The 17,357-nt window shown below is 66.4% G+C and carries 16 protein-coding genes and 1 riboswitch; of the genes, 9 read left to right on the top strand and 7 right to left on the bottom strand.

The features are described 5' to 3' along the window. Positions 1-34 precede the first annotated feature (34 nt). Positions 35-266: riboswitch (cobalamin riboswitch) on the bottom strand. A gap of 182 nt (positions 267-448) precedes the next feature. Then, the gene (locus MRY80_RS14525; protein WP_293291744.1) at positions 449-1,264 is read left to right on the top strand and encodes a GGDEF domain-containing protein; all 816 of its coding nucleotides are present in this window, start codon (positions 449-451) and stop codon (positions 1,262-1,264) included. Positions 1,265-1,267: 3 nt separating this feature from the next. Here the strand turns inward: MRY80_RS14525 and MRY80_RS14520 are convergent, their stop codons facing one another. Beyond that, positions 1,268-2,722, bottom strand: coding sequence for a cobyric acid synthase (locus MRY80_RS14520; protein WP_293291743.1), 1,455 nt, complete (start codon positions 2,720-2,722; stop codon positions 1,268-1,270). 472 nt (positions 2,723-3,194) lie between these two features. Here MRY80_RS14520 and MRY80_RS14515 point away from each other — a divergent pair, with 472 nt between their 5' ends. Further along, entirely contained in the window at positions 3,195-3,719 is a 525-nt protein-coding gene (locus tag MRY80_RS14515) for a DUF922 domain-containing protein (RefSeq protein WP_293291953.1), read from the top strand. Positions 3,720-3,740: 21 nt separating this feature from the next. Here MRY80_RS14515 and MRY80_RS14510 read toward each other — a convergent pair whose 3' ends face one another. Continuing rightward, positions 3,741-5,114, bottom strand: coding sequence for an aspartate aminotransferase family protein (locus MRY80_RS14510; RefSeq protein ID WP_293291742.1), 1,374 nt, complete (start codon positions 5,112-5,114; stop codon positions 3,741-3,743). A gap of 424 nt (positions 5,115-5,538) precedes the next feature. Between MRY80_RS14510 and MRY80_RS14505 the strand changes: the two genes are divergently transcribed. From MRY80_RS14505 to MRY80_RS14480, 6 genes are all read left to right on the top strand, one after another. Beyond that, positions 5,539-5,805 carry a hypothetical protein gene (locus MRY80_RS14505; protein WP_293291741.1) on the top strand — a complete coding sequence of 89 codons (267 nt, stop codon included), beginning with the start codon at positions 5,539-5,541 and terminating at the stop codon, positions 5,803-5,805. A gap of 86 nt (positions 5,806-5,891) precedes the next feature. Next, positions 5,892-6,947 carry a helix-turn-helix domain-containing protein gene (locus MRY80_RS14500; RefSeq protein WP_293291740.1) on the top strand — a complete coding sequence of 352 codons (1,056 nt, stop codon included), beginning with the start codon at positions 5,892-5,894 and terminating at the stop codon, positions 6,945-6,947. A gap of 73 nt (positions 6,948-7,020) precedes the next feature. Then, positions 7,021-7,524 (top strand): TRAP transporter small permease subunit, encoded by a 504-nt coding sequence (locus tag MRY80_RS14495; RefSeq protein WP_293291739.1) that lies wholly within the window; start codon positions 7,021-7,023, stop codon positions 7,522-7,524. Continuing rightward, positions 7,521-9,065: a TRAP transporter large permease subunit gene (locus MRY80_RS14490; protein WP_293291738.1), complete on the top strand. Its 1,545-nt coding sequence runs from the start codon at positions 7,521-7,523 to the stop codon at positions 9,063-9,065. Before MRY80_RS14495 ends, MRY80_RS14490 begins: the two co-directional genes overlap by 4 nt. Positions 9,066-9,098: 33 nt before the next feature. Further along, positions 9,099-10,163 (top strand): TRAP transporter substrate-binding protein, encoded by a 1,065-nt coding sequence (locus MRY80_RS14485; protein ID WP_293291737.1) that lies wholly within the window; start codon positions 9,099-9,101, stop codon positions 10,161-10,163. Between the two features lie 82 nt (positions 10,164-10,245). After that, complete coding sequence (locus MRY80_RS14480; protein ID WP_293291736.1) at positions 10,246-11,217, top strand: NAD-dependent epimerase/dehydratase family protein; 972 nt, start codon at positions 10,246-10,248, stop codon at positions 11,215-11,217. 10 nt (positions 11,218-11,227) lie between these two features. Here MRY80_RS14480 and bmt read toward each other — a convergent pair whose 3' ends face one another. Continuing rightward, a complete protein-coding gene (gene bmt / locus MRY80_RS14475) occupies positions 11,228-12,241 on the bottom strand; it encodes a betaine--homocysteine S-methyltransferase (RefSeq protein WP_293291735.1) in 1,014 nt (337 codons plus the stop codon). A 183-nt stretch (positions 12,242-12,424) separates the two neighbouring features. Here bmt and MRY80_RS14470 point away from each other — a divergent pair, with 183 nt between their 5' ends. Further along, positions 12,425-13,822: a DASS family sodium-coupled anion symporter gene (locus tag MRY80_RS14470; RefSeq protein WP_293291734.1), complete on the top strand. Its 1,398-nt coding sequence runs from the start codon at positions 12,425-12,427 to the stop codon at positions 13,820-13,822. 30 nt (positions 13,823-13,852) lie between these two features. On the opposite strand, the gene MRY80_RS14465 is transcribed toward MRY80_RS14470, so the two are convergent. The 4 genes from MRY80_RS14465 to MRY80_RS14450 all read right to left on the bottom strand — a co-directional run bounded on the left by MRY80_RS14465 (position 13,853) and on the right by MRY80_RS14450 (position 17,353). Next, positions 13,853-14,614, bottom strand: coding sequence for a DUF930 domain-containing protein (locus MRY80_RS14465; RefSeq protein WP_293291733.1), 762 nt, complete (start codon positions 14,612-14,614; stop codon positions 13,853-13,855). An 88-nt stretch (positions 14,615-14,702) separates the two neighbouring features. Further along, positions 14,703-15,371, bottom strand: a complete 669-nt coding sequence (locus MRY80_RS14460; RefSeq protein WP_293291732.1) for a dienelactone hydrolase family protein — start codon at positions 15,369-15,371, stop codon at positions 14,703-14,705. A gap of 79 nt (positions 15,372-15,450) precedes the next feature. Then, on the bottom strand, positions 15,451-16,119 hold the full coding sequence (locus tag MRY80_RS14455) for a class I SAM-dependent methyltransferase (protein WP_293291731.1): 669 nt from the start codon (positions 16,117-16,119) through the stop codon (positions 15,451-15,453). 4 nt (positions 16,120-16,123) lie between these two features. Continuing rightward, positions 16,124-17,353, bottom strand: coding sequence for a DUF3419 family protein (locus MRY80_RS14450; RefSeq protein WP_293291730.1), 1,230 nt, complete (start codon positions 17,351-17,353; stop codon positions 16,124-16,126). Positions 17,354-17,357: the final 4 nt, after the last annotated feature.

The raw sequence follows: 17,357 nt of genomic DNA, 5'->3' as shown, positions 1-17,357 counted from the left end.
GCTCGAGATTCCGTCCGTTCGGGGGCACCCCGCCCCATCGGCTCGTTGTCATGGCAGGTCTCCTGGCTCATGGCGGATCGTCGACGCCCCTGCCTTCCCGGATGTCTCCAGTGGCGCTCCGGTCGTGCCGGAGAAGCGGGCGTCACGCCATTCTACAGTCGCGGGGTCGGCTGCGATGTGAACGCCCGATATGGGTCCGTCCGTCGCATTCCCTCTTCGTCCCGCATCGCTTGGCGCTGACGGGAACCATGACGCCTCCAGTTAGGCCGGGCGTCACGGGCGAGTCAATCGCGATTGCGACGCCCCGCGTCGGTGTCCGCGCGGGCGGTTTACCCTCGATTAACCATGCCCGGTACGTTTGAAGGGGGAAATCACACCTTCCCCTACGCATGCCGCCGCCATGCTTTTACATAGCGATATCTTGCCCAATCAGCCCCCGAAAGAGCGGATGTTCAACCGACTGTTCATGGTGCGTGACTTGCGGTCCGCCGTCAGGAAGACACTGCTCTGGTCGCTGATCATTGCCTTCATCGCGGTCATCGCGTCGCGCGTGATGTACCACTCGTTCTTTCCGGAAATCGCCGCGGAATACGGCGCACGGCTGCAGGTGTTCAGCTTCGCCCTGACGCTGGCCATCGCCACCCCCTTCGTCGGCCTGTTCCTGCTCGTCTCGCTGCGCTTGAGCGCCTTCAACGCCCAATTGCAGGAGATGGCGCGCCGCGACAGCCTGACCGGGCTGCTCAACCGGGCAGCGCTGGAAGACATCATCGACGAACGCGACAGCGAGCATCGGCCCGACCATCTCGACGACGACGCCTTCATCCTGATCGACATCGACCATTTCAAGACGATCAACGACACCCACGGCCACGCCGCGGGCGACCATGTGCTGCGGTCTGTGGCGGTCAGCATCGTCGGCAACGTGTTCGAGCGCGACCACGTCGCCCGCGTCGGCGGAGAGGAATTCGCCGTCCTGCTGATCGAGGCCGGCCCCTATGGCGCGATCGACGCGGCCGAACGCATCCGGTCGGCGCTGCAGGACAACAAGACCTATTTCGAGGGCGCCGCGATCCGCGTCACGGCGTCGATCGGCGGCGCGCTGTTTCCCAAGGGCGCGTCCTACGAGATGACCTATCGCGGCGCCGATTTCGCCCTCTACCGCGCCAAGCGAGGCGGCCGGAACCGGTGCGATTTCAACGGTTTGCCGACGGCCTCTGACGCACCGCAACGCCTGGCCGCCGAAGGCGGCACCGACGCCGCGTAGCGCTCATCCGGCGACCGCGAGCAGCCCCTCCACGTCCAGATGCTCTTCCATCTGCGCGGCGATCGCGTCCAGCGCCGCCTCGACGATCGCGCGATGGTCGCCGCCATGCGACGCGGCGCCCAGTTCGCCGAGCCACGCCGCCCGGAACGCGCCGCTGTCGAACAGGCCGTGCAGATAGGTCCCGAACACCCGCCCGCTCTCCGAGACAGCGCCATCCGGCCTGCCCTCGACGAGAAGCGCCGGCCTGACGCAATCCGGGCCCGTGGTCACGCCGAGATGGATCTCGTAGCCGGACAGCGCGACGTCGTGGCGGACCGATCGCGCCGCGACGGTCTCGACCCGCTTCTCCGGCGCCATCTCGGTCTCGACGTCGAGCAGCCCCAGCCCCTCGGCCTCGCTCGCCCCGCCCTCGATGCCGAGCGGATCGCGCACGACACGGCCGAGCATCTGGTAGCCGCCGCAGATCCCGACCACGTGGCCGCCGCGCGCGACATGGGCGGCGATGTCGCGGTCCCAGCCATTGTCGCGGAACCTAAGCAGGTCGGAAACGGTCGACTTCGACCCCGGGATCACGATCGCCGCCGCATGCGCCGGCAGCCTTTCGCCGGACCGCACGAACACGACCTCGACGCCCGGCTCGCCCGCCAGCGGGTCAAGATCGTCGAAATTCGCCACCCGGTCGAGGACCGGCACCGCGATCGTCACGCCCGCCCCGCCGCCGGCCGAGAGGCGCTCCAGCGCGACCGAATCCTCCGCCGGCAACCGCGACACGTCCTTCAGCCACGGCAGCACGCCGAAGGAGCGCCAGCCGGTGAAGCGTTCGATCGCCTCCAGCCCGTCGTCGAACAGGCTCACATCGCCGCGGAACTTGTTGATCAGGAAGCCGCGGATCATCGCGCGGTCGCTCTCCGGCAGGATCGCATGCGTGCCCACCAGCGAGGCGATCACCCCGCCCCGGTCGATGTCGCCGACGAGGATGACGGGCACGCCGGCCGCCGTCGCAAAGCCCATATTGGCGATGTCGCCGGCGCGCAGATTGATCTCGGCCGGCGAACCGGCCCCCTCCACCAGCACGATGTCGGCCTGCCCGGTGAGGCGCTCGAAACTGTCGAGCACGCTCGCCAGCAATTGCGGCTTCAAGGCCTGGTAGTCGCGCCCCCGCGCCGCGCCGCGCACCGTGCCGTGCACGACGATCTGGCTGCCGTGATCGCTTTGCGGCTTCAACAGGACCGGGTTCATGTGCACCGACGGTTCGGTGCGGCAGGCCAGCGCCTGCAGCCATTGCGCCCGGCCGATCTCGCCGCCGTCGGCGGCCACCGCGGCGTTGTTCGACATGTTCTGCGGCTTGAAGGGGCGCACGGTCATGCCGCGATTGGCCAGCAGCCGGCACAGCCCCGCGACCAGCACCGTCTTGCCGACATCGGACCCCGTCCCCTGAAACATGATCGCTCTGGCCATGACGAGTGGCCCTAGAACATCTGGATGGATCGGGAAAGAGAAACCGGCGCTGCGAGGCGGCGGATACACCAGAACCGCAGGCAACGCGAACGTCACATGCGGCCGCCGGCAAACCGGCAGTGTTGGCTCCACCAAAATACGCGGCGGAAGTACAAGCTCCGGTACGCAGTACCTTCTCCGGAGATCGAGGCATCGACTGTCTGCCTCGATACGGACTTTAGGCGCGACAGGGTTACCACGAGGTTATTGAGACCTTAAGCAAACCTAAATCCGGCAGTTTTTTCAGTTAACAAGCCGGGGCGCGCCGACCCCGCCGCCAACCGGCCGAAACCCGCGACGCGCCGTCGCGTCACCCGACCGCGCTTTTTCGCTGGCTACCCACCGCATATCGGGTAATGAGAAATGAGGGGAATTCGGACGCCGGAATCGCATGCGCTCGATATCGATCGGAAAATTCGGAGTTTTGGCCGCCGTGCTCGCGGCGGTGAGCGCCTGCACGTCCACCAGTTCGCGCGTGACCACGACCTATTATTCCATCGGCGGCAAGACCGGCGCCGACCTCGACCGCGAGATCGCCACCAAGGGCCCGATGAAGGGCCACGCGCTCGCCTCGGCGGCGATCAAGTTCGTTCCCGTCGCGATTTCCTACGACAAGTCGGACACCGGCTGCAGCTACAAGACGGCCAGGTTCCGCATCGACGCCAACATCACGCTGCCGCGCTGGAGCAACCAGAATTCGAGCGACCCCGGCCTGCGCACCGCCTGGCGGTTCCTCGCCGAATATGCGCGCGAGCACGAGCAGGTGCATATCGACATCGCCGAGGAACATGCCCGCAAGCTCGGCGAGCAGCTGGAGGCGCTTGCGCCCAGGAAGACCTGCGAGGCGCTGGACGCGGCCGGCCAGCAGGTGCTCAAGCGCGTCAAGCGTGATCACAATCGCGCCCAGCTCGCCTTCGACGCCGCCGAAAACAAGCGCCTCGCCGCACTCTACAATTAGGCGCGGCGAGGCAGCGCCGGATCAGCGCAGCTCTTTCGCCGCGATGTCGAAGGCCGTGCGGATGCGGTCCACGGCCATGTCGATCGTGTCCTTCGTCCAGATCAGCGGCGGCGACATGATCATCGTGTCCATCACGGCGCGCATCATCATGCCGTTGGCGATGGCGTGGTCGCGAATGACCACCGGCGCCGTGCCCTCCGGCTGGAACCGCTCGCGCGTGTCCCTGTCCTTGACCACCTCGATCCCCGCCAGGAAGCCGAAGGTGCGGATCTCGCCCACCATCGGGTGATCGCCGAGCCCGGCCTGCAGCGCCTCGCGCAGATAGGGCCCGGTCTCCTCGCGCACCCGATCGACCAGGCCTTCGCGCGCAATGATCTCGATGTTCTTCAACGCGACGGCGCAGGCCACCGGATGGCCGGAATAGGTGTAGCCGTGATTGAACTCGCCGCCCTTCTCCACCAGCGTGTTGGCGATCCGGTCGCCCACCAGCAGCGCCGAAAGCGGCTGGTAGCCCGACGTCAGGCCCTTCGCCGTCGTCATCGTGTCCGGCTTGATGTTCATGGACTGCGCGGCGAACCATTCGCCCGTGCGCCCGTAACCGGTGATCACCTCGTCGAGCATGAGCAGCACGTCGTATTCGTCGCAGATGCGCTGGATTTCCGGCCAGTAGCTGGCCGGCGGGATCTTCACGCCGCCGGCGCCCTGGATCGGCTCGCCGATGAAGGCGGCAACGTTCTCCGGCCCGGCTTCCAGGATCGCGTCCTCGACGGCCTTTGCCGCGCGCAGGCCGAAATCGTGATCGCTCTCGCCCGGATGCGCGTTCTCATAGGCATAGGGGCACATCACGTGGCGAATGTTCGGCACCGCGCCGTACAGCTGCTCGCGCATCGCCGCCATGCCGCCCAGAGACGTGCCGGCGACGGTCGAGCCGTGATAGGCCCAGTTGCGCGAGATGATCATGTTCTTTTCCGGCTTGCCCTCCAGCGCCCAGTAGTGGCGCACGAGCCGCAAGGCCGTGTCGTTGGCCTCCGAGCCGGACGAACCGTAGAACACCTGGTTGACATGGGCCGGCGCGATTTCGGCGAGCTTCTGCGCCAACAGCGCCGGGGTCGGCGTCGTGCAGCGGAAGAAGGCGTTGTAATAGGGCAGCTCGCGCATCTGTTCGGCCGCCGCCTCGACCAGCTCTTCGCGGCCGTAGCCGACATTGACGCACCAGAGGCCGGCCATGCCGTCGAGGATTTCATGGCCTTCGGTGTCGTAGACGAACGGCCCGTCGGCGCGCGAGATGACGCGCGTGCCGGCCTCGCGCAGGTCCTTGTGGTCGGTGAAGGGATGCAGGTGATGCGCATTGTCGATCGCGCGCAACTGCTCGAGCGTGTAGTTCTGATGGGTCATCGAAACCTCCTGAAGAAGACAAGTCGGCGCCTTGGCGCCACGGATGCGATCAGGAGCGGGCCGGTGGCGAGTAGCCGATGCGGGCGCACAACAGAAGCAATTCGCTGTGCAATGTGCGCGTGGTCGGTTTCATGGTCATGGCCGAAATCTATCAGCCCCCGACGGCCTTTCAAGTGGCCATGAGGGCCGATATCCCCGCGTGAAGGAACGCCGCCGTCCGGCGCGGCCGGAACCCTCCCGGCAACATCTGCAAATTCCGCACCCGCCGCGCGGTCGGAGAGCGGCCGTTCGATTCCGAAAACCTCTGATCGATTCCGAAAATCGCCCCGCGATTCCGAAATTCGCGCGGCCCTCCGCCCGCCGGTCCCCCATCTCGTCGTCACGGCCATGCCCTCCCCGCTGCGCCGAATGAAAGGACAAGATGATGAACACCCGTTCCCGCCACACGCCTCTCGCCGCCGCACTCCTTGGCCTCGTCGCCGCGACTGCCGCCCTTCAGCCCGCTGTCGCCGAAGAGGTGAAGAAGCCGCAGCACACGCTGGTCGACACCCGCACCACCGGCTCGATCCCGGCGGGCGCCAGCGCCTGCGACCCGAACGCCCCGAACGCCGGCATCGTCTGCCGCGTCACCGAAGGCGAAAAGGCGCCCCGTTATCCGGCCGCCCCCGTCAATCCCGCCTTCGGCTTCTGACCTGACGTCAGGCAGTCGCTATCGGCATTGACCGGAAACCCGCCGGCTTCTTTTCGCAGGCCGGCGGATCGACTATCTGATAGCGCATGGAGACTCAGACCGTCCCCCTGGCCCTGATCGCCGAATTCGCCCTGCGCGGCGGCGCCGCCGGCATCAGCGTGCTGATGGCGGGGCTGCTGCTGTCCATCAGGCCGCTGCGTCCCGTCACCGTCATCGGCGCCCTCTTCGCGCTCGGCGCGGCCGACTACGCCGTCTTGTGCAACGATCTCATCCAGGACGCGCTCGGCCCGGTCTATGTCCCCGTCAAGCTCTTCGCGCTTCTCTCGCCGGCCTTCTTCTGGCTCTTCATCATGGCCATCTTCGACGACGAGTTCGAACTGAAGCCGCTGATGGCCGTGCCGCTCGTCGTGATCGCGCTCCTCTACCTGGCCTGCATTCCCTTCCCCGCCTCCGAGCAGTTCTCGAGGGTCGCCCACATCGTCATCGTGTTCGCCATGATGGCCCACATCCTGCGCATCACGCGGCGCAGCCTCTGCGACGATCTCGTCGCGGCAAGACGCCAGTTCACGAACATCGTGGTCGCCCTCGTTCCTGCGGTCTGCCTGGGGATCGCCGCGATCGAATTCTACGAACTGCTCCAGATGAACGACGACCCGCTCGGCTCGCTCGCCATCGCCTTCGTGCTGTTCGCGGTGACGGCCGCCTTCGGGTTCGGCATCACCACGGTGCGCAAGTCGCTCATGCCGCAATCGGTGGTGAAGGCGCCGTCGCCGGAAACCGGCGAGACCGCCGCCGACCGGTTCGATCTCGCCCGGCTGCAGGAATTGATGTCCAACGGCGTCTATCTGAGCTCCGGCCTGACGATCGGCGAACTCGCCAAGCAGATGAACATGCCCGAGCACCGCCTGCGCCGGCTCATCAACAAGGGCCTCGGCTATCGCAACTTCGCCGCCTTCATCAACGATTACAGGATCGACGAAGCCACCCGGCGGCTGTCGACGCCGGAAACGGCCCGGGACCAGATCACCAGCCTCGCCTTCGATCTCGGCTACGCCTCTCTCGCGCCCTTCAACCGCGCGTTTCGCGAGCGCACCGGGATGAGCCCGTCGCAATATCGCGAAAAGGCGCTGCAAAGTGCGTGATCGGACCCGCCCGCGTCATTGACTGACCGGCGCCGTGGTGGTTGGAGTGCGACGGCAATTCCGAGTCCCGTCCATGCGCCGACATTTCCTGGCATTGAGCGACATGCTCGACCGTTTCGCCCGCGCGGTGTGCGCGCTGGCGGGTGTGGTGCTGGTCGCTGCCGTTCTGACGATCGTCGTGCTGCGCTACGGGTTCGCCACCGGCTTCATCCGCCTGCAGGACCTCGCGGGCTACGCCTTCGCCGTCTTCCTCATCTTCGCCATTCCCGTCTGCCTGGCGCGCGACGGGCATGTGCGCGTCGAGATCGTCTCCGAGCGCATGCCCGCAAGCTATGCCGTCTGGGCCGACCGCTTGGCGCTCCTCCTCTTCCTGATCCCGGTCTTCGGCCTGATCATCTGGGCCTACTGGTCCGAACTCGCCTATAGCTGGTCGATCCTCGAAGGCTCGCTGGAGACCGGCGGGCTGGAAGGCCTGTTCGTGGTCAAGACCGCCCTGCCCGTGGCCGCGGCGCTCACCATCGTTCAGGGCATTGCCGCGACCTTGCGTCCCCGCGCTGCAAAGGACGTGATCGAGTGACCCTGCAGGAAGTCTTTCTCGCGGCGATGGTCCTCGGGCTCTTCGCCGGCATCCTGAGCGGCATTCCCGCCATGCTGGCGATCGCCGGCGTTCCCTTCGTGACAGCAGTCGTCGGCCATCTGTTCGGCGCCTTCGACCTCGGCTTCCTGAGCTTCTTTCCCGCCCGGGTCTGGGGCATCATGTCGAACAACCTGCTGATGGCCGTGCCGCTCTTCGTGCTGATGGGCGTGCTTCTGGAGCGGGCTCGGCTGGCGGAGAACATGCTCGCCGTCCTCGCGCGCATGATGGGCGGCAGTCCGCGCGGCATGGGGCTGTCCGTCCTGCTCTTCTCGGCCATGATCGCCGCGGCGACCGGCATCATCGGCGCGACCGTCGTCATGCTGGTCCTCGTCGGTCTGAAGCCGATGCTGGACGCGGGCATCCCGAAGCGCAGCGCCAGCGGGCTGATCTGCGCGTCGGGCACGCTCGGCCAGATCATCCCGCCCTCGATCCTGCTCGTCCTGCTCGGCGACCAGATCGGCAACACCTATCTGGAAGCCCAGCAGAAGGCCGGCAATTTCGCGCCGCTGCCGGTGTCGGTCGGCGATCTCTTCGCCGGCGCGCTGGTGCCCGGCCTGGTGCTCGTCGCGCTCTACGCGCTGTGGCTCGCCTTCTCGCTCCGCCCGCGCAAGGACGCGCCGCGCCCGCCGAAGCCCCAGCCGGTCTCGCGGGCCGAGATCGCCTACACCTTCCTGCCGCCGATGCTGCTGATCCTCGCGGTCCTGGGCTCCATCCTCGGCGGCGTCGCGACCGCGACGGAGGCCGCCGGCCTCGGCGCCATCGGCGCGCTCCTCCTCGCCGCCTTCACCAATGCCGAACGCCGCTGGGAGCGCAGCGTCTTCGTCGCCACCGGCCTCGCCGCCTTCGCCCTCGTCGCCCTGCAGATGGCCGGCCTCGGCCGCGGCTCCGGCGCCGCCCCCGCCACGTTGTTCGCCATCGCCGCCGCCATACTCATAGCCGCCGGCACCCTCCTCGCCGGTCTGCGCCTGTGGCGCTTGGGCACGCTGCCGAGCGCGTTCGGCGAAACCATGAAGATCTCCGGCATGGTGTTCGGCATCGTCGTCGCCGCGTCGCTGCTTTCGCTGGTTTTCCGCGGCTTCGGCGGCGACCACATGGTCAGCCAGTTGATCGGCCACCTGCCTGGCGGCCACTTTGCCGCCCTGGCAATCATCATGGTGATCGTGTTCTTCCTCGGCTTCATCCTTGAAGCTGTGGAGATCATCTATGTAATCGTACCGCTGCTCGGTCCGGCCGTGCTCGGCGCCGACATTTCGCCGGTGTGGTTCGGGGTGATGATGGCGATGAACCTGCAGACGTCCTTCCTGACGCCGCCCTTCGGCTTCGCGCTGTTCTATTTCCGGTCCGCGGCGCCCCGCAGCATCACCACCGGCGACATCTATCGCGGCGTCATACCTTTCGTCATCCTGCAGTTGCTGGCGCTCGGCATCCTTGCGGCATTTCCGCCGCTTGCCACGTGGCTGCCTGGTGTGATCTTTGGCTGACCGATCAATTCAACCCCGAGTGGAGGACCCATCGTGAAACGCAGAACCTTCCTGACCAGCGGCGCAGGCATCGCCGCCGCATCCACCCTTGCCGCTCCTGCCATCGCGCAAGGCAAGATCCAGTGGAACATGGCCTCCGCTTTCCCGAAGGCGGCCCCGGGCGTCGGCACCAACCTCACCCGATACGCTGAACTCGTCTCGGCGATGTCGGACGGCCGCATCGAACTGACCACCTACGGTGCCGGCGAACTCGTACCGCCCTTCGGCGTCGAGGATGCCGTACAGCAGGGTAACGTGCCCGTCGGCCACGGTCCGACCTATTACGCCGCCGGCAAGAACCCCGCCCTGCACTGGTACACCGGCGTGCCGTTCGGCATGACCTCCAACGAGCAGGTCGCGTGGCTGAAATTCGGCGGCGGACAGGCGATCTGGGACGACATCTACGCGCAGCGCAACATGAAGCCCTTCTACTCGGGGAACTCCAACACCCAGTCCGGCGGCTGGTTCAAGAAGCGCATCGAAAGCCTCGACGGTCTGAAGGGCCTCAACATGCGCATCGCCGGCCTTGGCGGCGAGACTTTCCGCAAGCTCGGCGTCAACGCCGTCCTGCTGCCGCCGACGGAAATCTTCCAGTCGCTGCAGTCCGGCGCGATCGACGCGGCCGAATGGGTCGGCCCGATGCTTGACCAGGCCTTCGGCCTGCAGCGCATCACGAAGCTCTGCTACCTCCCGGCACTGACCGAGCCCGGCGCGGGCGTGGCCGTTGTCTTCAATGCCGACGCCTGGGCCGATCTCCCCGCCGATCTGCAGGCCATCTGCGAGGCCGCCGCGTCCGCCGCAGCCCTCGAGATGCACGCCCAGTTCGATTACCTGAACGCACAGGCCTTGCAGGCCCTGAAGGCCGACGGGGTGGAGTTCATGCCCTTCCCCGACGACGTGATCGACGCGATGCGCGGTGCCTGGGCCGAGGTCAAGGAAGAGCTGCGCGGCCAGAGCGAGGACGTCGCCCGGGTGCTGGAAAGCTACGACCCGTTCCTGGAACAGGCCCGTGCCTATGCCGCTGCAATGACCGAGCCGATGCTGTCCGGCCGCGGCTGAGCGATACGATGATGACCATGGAAAGCGCCCGTCCCACGCGGGCGCTTTCTTCGTTTGAGACGAGAGAAAGCGGACGAAGGCGATGAACCGGACCGTCTTTGTGACCGGAGCTTCGGGCTACACCGCGAAGCATCTCTGCCTTCAGCTTCTCGATGCCGGGTATCGGGTGCGTGGCTCGGTCCGCTCTGCCCGCCGCGCGGACGAGGTTCTTGCCGCGCTCACGCCACATCTCGCCGATCTCTCGAACCTCGAAGCTCGGCTGGACTTCGCCGAACTCGACCTGCACGCCGACACCGGCTGGGATAACGCGATGCACAGGGCGGACGTCCTGATCCACACGGCCTCCCCCTTCGGCCCCGGGGATGCGGTGACGGAAGAGGATGTCGCGCGCGCAGTCGAGGCCACGCTCCGCGTGCTGCGCGCCGCTGCCGCTGCCGGCATAAGCCGCGTCATCGTCACCTCCTCCATGGCGGCGATCATCGAGGCGGATCCGCCACCGCCCGACGGGATCTACACCGAGCGGGACTGGTCGGACACCGCCAATCCCACGATCAACGCCTATGCCAGGGCGAAGACACTCTGCGAGCGCGCGGCATGGGATTTCGTCGGAAACGAGGCCCCGGGAATGGTGCTGACCACGATCAACCCGGGCCTGATCGTCGGCCCGCCGCTGGACAGCCATTTCGACGACGCGTTCGCCCTGCTCCAGCGCGTCATTCGCGGCGAATGCGAGAGTGTGCCGAACATCGGCTTCGCCTGCGTGGACGTGCGCGACGTCGCCGCCATGCATCTCCGCGCGATCAATCGGCCGGCCGCTTTCGGCGAGAGGCTGATCGGCGCGGCCGGCTACCTGACGCTGCCGGAGATGGCGCGCATCGTCGCGGATGCCTGGCCGGACCGCACCATCGCCACGCAAAGCGCACCTGGCGGCGCAGCGCGGCGCGAACTGTCGAACGCGAAAGCGCGACGCGTCCTCGACATGGACTTCATCCCGGCCGAAGACTCGGTTCGCGACACCGCGCGTTTCATGATCGAAAACGGTCTCGCCGGCTGAGCCGACGGGATCAGCCGCGGCGGCGACCGCGGCGTTCGCGGCGCGGCGCGGCATCAGGCCCTTCGCTGGCCGCCTTGTTCTTCAGGGGACCGACCTTCTCGACGACATCCTCCAGCGTCGGGCGCTGGCCCTTGACGTGATGATCGAGCGCCACGCGCATGGCTTTGAGATGCTCGCATGATGTGCCGCAGCAACCGCCGATGATCTTCGCGCCGGCATCGATCGCCAGGTCCACATAATTCGCCATCAGTTCCGGCGTGCCGGAATAGACGATCTGATCGCCCTGGAATTGCGGAATGCCGCAATTGCCCTTGACGATCAAAGTCGCGTCTGGCCGCGCCTCGCTCATGTCGAGCAGAGACGACAGGATGTCCGGGGCGCCGACGCCGCAATTGGCACCGACAGCAATCGGGTGCTGGGGCTCAGCATCGCCGACATTGAAGATGTCCTTCGGCGCCAGGCCCATCATGGTCTTGCCCGCCGTGTCGAAGGAGCCCGTATAGGTGTAGGCCATGCCGGCCTGTTCCGCCCCTTGCGCCGCGGCGCGGATTTCGTCCGGCGACGACATGGTCTCGATCCAGGCAACATCGGCGCCGCCGGCTTTCAGCCCCTCGATCTGTTCCTTGAACGCCTCGACAGCACCCTCGAAGGAAAGTGCGCCGAGCGGCTGCAGCAACTCGCCCGTCGGACCGACCGCGCCGGCGACAATCACCTTGTGATCGGCCTTGTCGGCGACGGCGCGCGCCAGCTCGGCTGCCTTCTTGTTCAGTTCGAACACGCGGTCCTGCGCGTCGTGCAGCTTCAACCGGTGCCGTGTGCCGCCAAAGGAGTTGGTGAGGATGATGTCCGCGCCGGCATCGACGAAACCCTGATGCAGCTCCGTGATCTTCTCCGGCTGCTCCTCGTTCCAGAGTTCAGGCGCCTCGCCGGACATCAGGCCCATGGCAAAGAGGTTGGTGCCCGTTGCGCCATCGGCGAGCAGCAGGCCCTTCTCAGCAAGGAGATCGGAGAGCGGATCGGACATTGGGATACCTCTGAGGTTGATCGCATAACGATATAAGGAAATCCTTATATCCTTGCAATGATGAAATTCCGCCTCGTCATCCGTCGTCTCAGGACCACATTTGCCGCACCCGTTCGCTCTGGTCCTCATCCACCCGCATTTGGTACCGGTCCCCAGGAGACACCGACGGGAGGAGCAGACGGCATGGGCGGCATGACACGAGCAGGCGCGCTGATCTGGATCGCGCTCGCCATCATTCTCGTCCTCACCGTCGCCGGCCCCTTCGGCGGACTCAGCCGCGAAGCGCAGGCCGCTGCAGCGATCGGTCTCGCCATGGCAATCCTGTGGGTCAGCGAAGCGGTCCCGCTCGCCGTGACCGCGCTTCTTCCGCTGGTGCTGTTTCCGCTCTTCGGAATCGCGTCGATTGCCGATCTCGGCTCGTCCTACGCCAATCCGGTGATCTTCCTGTTTCTGGGCGGTTTTCTGATCGCTCGCGCCATCGAGACCTGGGCGCTGCATCGCCGCCTTGCCTTCACCATCCTGTCGCGCACGAGCGGAGACCCGGCGGTCGTCATCCTCGCGGTCATGGGCGTCACCGCCTTTCTCAGCCTCTGGATTTCGAACACGGCCGCGACGATGGTCATCGCGCCGATCGCGGCATCGCTCGCGGCGTTGCGGGAAACGGATCGCGCCTTCGCCACCGCGCTGATGCTCGGCACGGCCTATGCCGCGACCATCGGCGGCATGGGATCCCTGATCGGCACGCCGCCCAACGCATTGTTCGCCGCCTACATGCAAGAGACCCACAATATCGTCATCGGCTTTGCCGAGTGGATGCTGGTCGGCCTCCCGGTCGTGCTCGTGCTGCTGCCGATCACATGGCTCGTCCTGACCAGATGGGCCTTCCGCCCGGCATCCGGCCACCTGCGCACCGATTTCGCTCGCCTCGATGCGATGTCGACCGGCGAAATCCGCGTCGCCCTCGTGTCCGGCCTGACCGCGCTTGGATGGATCGCCCGCCCGGTGATCTCGGAGTTCGCGCCGTCGCTTGGCCTGACCGACGCCGGCATCGCGATGACCGGCGCCGTAGCGCTGTTCATGCTGCCGTCCGGCGGAAAGGACGGAAAGCGCCTGCTTGACTGGCAGGCAGCCTCCAGCCTGCGCTGGGACGTGCTGATCCTGTTCGGCGGCGGGCTGGCGCTTGCCTCGGCCATCGACAGCACGGGCCTTGCAGCCTGGATCGGCGATCGGGCGACCGCGCTGCAGGCCTATCCCGTGCTCGCGATCCTGGTCATCCTCGCGCTTGTCATCGTCTATCTCGGCGAATTGGCCTCCAACACCGCCATGGCCGCGATCTTCCTGCCGGTGGCTGGCGCCATGGCGGTCGCGCTCGGCGCCGATCCCCTCACCTTCGCGCTGCCCGTGGCGATGGCGGCCTCCATCGGCTTCATGCTCCCGGTCGCAACGCCTCCGAACGCCATCGTCTTCGCCAATCCTGCGGTCACCCGCCAGAGCATGATCCGCGCCGGCACGCCGCTCGACCTGATCGGCATCATGATCGCGCTCGGTGCCGGCGCGCTGCTCGGTCCCATGATTTTCTGATCAAAGGGCGCCGCCTCAGATCCTCAGCTATCAATGGCCGTCCATGTTCCTGCCGGCGACCAGATTGTGCTCCTCCCAATCCTCGGGCGGGATCTCGCGTCCGAGCCGATACTCGAAGCTCGCAATCGCCGAAAGGTCTGGCGCGAGCCCGCATGTGAACGCGAGATTGTACCAGATCCCGCCGCTGCGAAACGCGGCACCGGGGGCATCGACGACGCTGCCGCGCAAAGTCAGCCTGTCCATCGCGTAGGTGGCGACCAGGTCAGGCGAATAACGATCGTCCAGGGCGGCGATCTGCGCCATCGCTTCGATGGCGCAGAGCTGAACCATCTTCTCGTCCGGCAGCATCTGTCCCAGCGCCGCCTTTGCGTCCGCGCTGCGCGGATCGGCCAGCACCTGCGAGGACAGGAAGCGTCGTGCGACGATCGTTGCGTCCGGAGCGGCCTCGGGTTGGCTCGCCTGTGGCGGCTGCGTCGGCGCTGGCAAAGGGATGTCGGGAAGTTCGGGCGGCAGGGCAAGCACCGGCGTCGGCAAGGCGGGCGTCGGGTCAGGCCGGGGAAACAGCGCCTCGAACTCGTCGGGGGCGAGCACCTGAACGTCGACCGTGCGTTCCTGCGGAGGCGGCGGGGCCTTCGGAGAGGGAGCGAGCAGAAATGCCGCAAGCAACAGCAGATGCAGGGCGAGCGACGCAGCGGCGAGGCCGGCGTCGCGGGGATGCGTGAATGCACCAGGGTCGCGTCGCAAATGCCCCGGTTCGGCGCGCGGGGCCCAATCCGCTGCGCCGGCCGTCATGCCGCTTCCGCCTTGCCTGTCGGCTCTTCATGCACGCCCATGGCACCCATGTGAAACCGCTACCCGGCGGAAAAGTGGCCGACGTCGGTCATCCCATGTGTTCGTCGAAAAATTTCATGGTCCGGTCCCAGGCGAGTGCTGCCGCTTCGGCGTGGAAACTCGGTCGCGCATCGCAATTGAAGCCATGACCGGCCCCCTCATAGACGAAGACCTCCACGTCCGGACGCTTGGACTTCACCGTTTCGACATTGCTCATCGGAATGCCGTGGTCCTCCGACCCGTAATGCAGTTGCGTCGGGCAGCGGGGTGTTTCGTCGGCATAGGCGGCAACGCGCCCGCCATAGAAACCGACTGACGCCGAAAAACCCTCGAGCCGCGTGGCCCCGAGAAACGCAACCGATCCTCCGAGACAGAACCCCACGATCCCGACCTTGCCGAATTCCGCCAGCGCCGCGCGCGCCGCGTCCGTATCACGCACGAAGACGTCCCAGTTTGGAGCGGCAAGAAACCCGCGCGCCTGTTCGACCTCTTCCGGCGAATAACCGCATTCGAAGTCCGGTTCGACACGATCGAACAGCGCCGGCGCGATTGCCACATAGCCGTCGGCAGCCAGCCGGTCGCAGATCGAGCGGATATGCGCGTTGACGCCGAAGATTTCCTGGATGACGACAATGCCGCCACGCGGCGTCCCTTCCGGATCGGCACGATAGGCGCCAAGTTCGAAACCGTCGGATGCTGTGAGTGTGATATGCGACATGCTGCGTCCCCAATGTTCATGACCGGTCATGGTCCTGATAGGGGATCGCCTGTTACCGGTCCACAGGATTGCGCGCCACTCAGGACGACCGGCGCCTGACGACGCCGTAGCGAGCATAGTCGCGATAAAGGCTCCTGAATTCGAAACCTGCGCCCGCCTCCCCCGCGGCCGCGGCAAGAACGGCCTCCAGATCCGCGCGCGGCTCGACGTGGAACTTAGCCAGCCACGCGTTGAGGCCGGCGGCGAACCAGCGCGGCAGTCGCTCCTGCTGGCCGAAATCGACGACATGCAGCGAGCCGCCAGCAGACAGATGCGTCATCGCCTCGGTCACCGCATCGTGCCATGGCGGGATCATGGAGAGCGAATAGGAGACGAAAGTTCGCTCGAAGCCACTCACGCCGAAGAGCGCCTGCGAGTCGAAATCCGTCGCGTCGCCCTGCGCCAGGACGATGCGGTCCGACAAGCCGGCCTTCTCGACATTGCGATGCGCCTGCTTGAGCATCTCGGCCGAAATGTCGAAGCCGAAGAATCGCGCATGCGGGTAGCGCCTCGCCGCGAGGACGAGATTGCGCCCCGTGCCGCAGGCGACTTCCAACACATTAGCCCCGTCCGGGGCGTCGAGCTCGGCGATCAGCCGGTCGCGGCCGAGCAGGTAGTATTTGCGCGTCAGGTCGTAGATATGGCGCTGGTTGCGATAGACCGCATCCATTAGCCCGCCATGCGCGGAGGCGGCCGTCGTTCCGCCCATGCCGTCAGCCATCGAAGCTGTAGAGGTGGAACCCGCCATAGATGGCGGAGCGGTCGGCGCGCGTCCATTCGGACGACCGCTCGACGTGATAGGTCCAGCGCGACAGGATCGCCGCGTCCACGCGCCCGGGCAGGATCGTCTCCACGCCCGCCGTTCTGAAGATCACACGCGCGCCTGGTGCGGCAGTCCGGGTGATTTGCGACCAAAGGTCGTTCAACTGCCGGTCCGTCATCCAGTCCTGCGCATCCAGAAGCACGTAACGATGCCGCGATCCGGCCTCGGTTTCGGCCAGAAGATCGGTCAGCGAGCGGTTGTGGACCGTGGCGCGGTCGGCATTCGCCTTGAGGCGCTCGAAATTCTCGGCGCGCAGATAAGGCGGCACCGGCCCCACTCCGTCTGACTTGTAGCCCCTGTTGACGGCCTGCCAGGCGAAGTAGTTCTCCGACAGCGGGAAATCGCAGAACAAGGCGCGGGTACGTTCGCGCAACACCGCCAGCATGTCGCCGTCAGCCGCGCCCGCCAGCGCGTCATATTGCTGCGGCGGAATGCCAAGCCCGATCAACGACGCCTTGTTCGACGCCAGCCACTTCACCAGTCGGGTCTCGAACAAGGGCGCGAGATTGGCGTCGAACCAGGCTTCCTGCTCCGCCAGCGTCTCGCAGGCCAGGAAGGTGGAGAGATTGACGCCGAAGAGCCGCGTGACGACATGCGCCGATCCGATGAAGCGGCCAAGCATTCCGTTCCGGTAGAAACCGTCCTCGAACATGTCGATGCGGCGACCGACGAGCCCGCGCCGGCCGTTCCAGTAATCGACGGTGCCCGCGTCGCAGTGCGGAGCGACCAGCCGGTCGAACACGTCGGAATTGCCGCGCAGATTGGCGCGGCCGAACAGGGCGTAGAAGGCGGCGTGATCCGGCAGGTGCCTGGCCGCGGCGAGTTTCATGCGGTTGAGCGCCACATGCGCCGGCGACAGGTCGACTACCGTGATCGAGGCAGGGCCTGCGGCCAGATAGCTCATCATGTTGCAGCCGCCCGAGGCGATGCAGACGAGATGATGGTCGGGCGCGATCTCCAGTGCCGCGAGGTCCACCTCGGGATCCTCCCAGATCTGCGGATAGACCAGCCCGTTGAAGGCATTGGAGAACAGCCGCTCCAGAACGCCCGTCTTCGACAGCGCCGCGTTTTGATGAACGGCAGCCCCGAGCTGTTCCCTGACTGTCAGCACGTCACCCATTGTT

This window comes from Oricola sp., from assembly GCF_022763245.1.
GTDB lineage: Bacteria > Pseudomonadota > Alphaproteobacteria > Rhizobiales > Rhizobiaceae > Oricola.
This window is presented reverse-complemented; position numbering and strand designations above follow the sequence as displayed.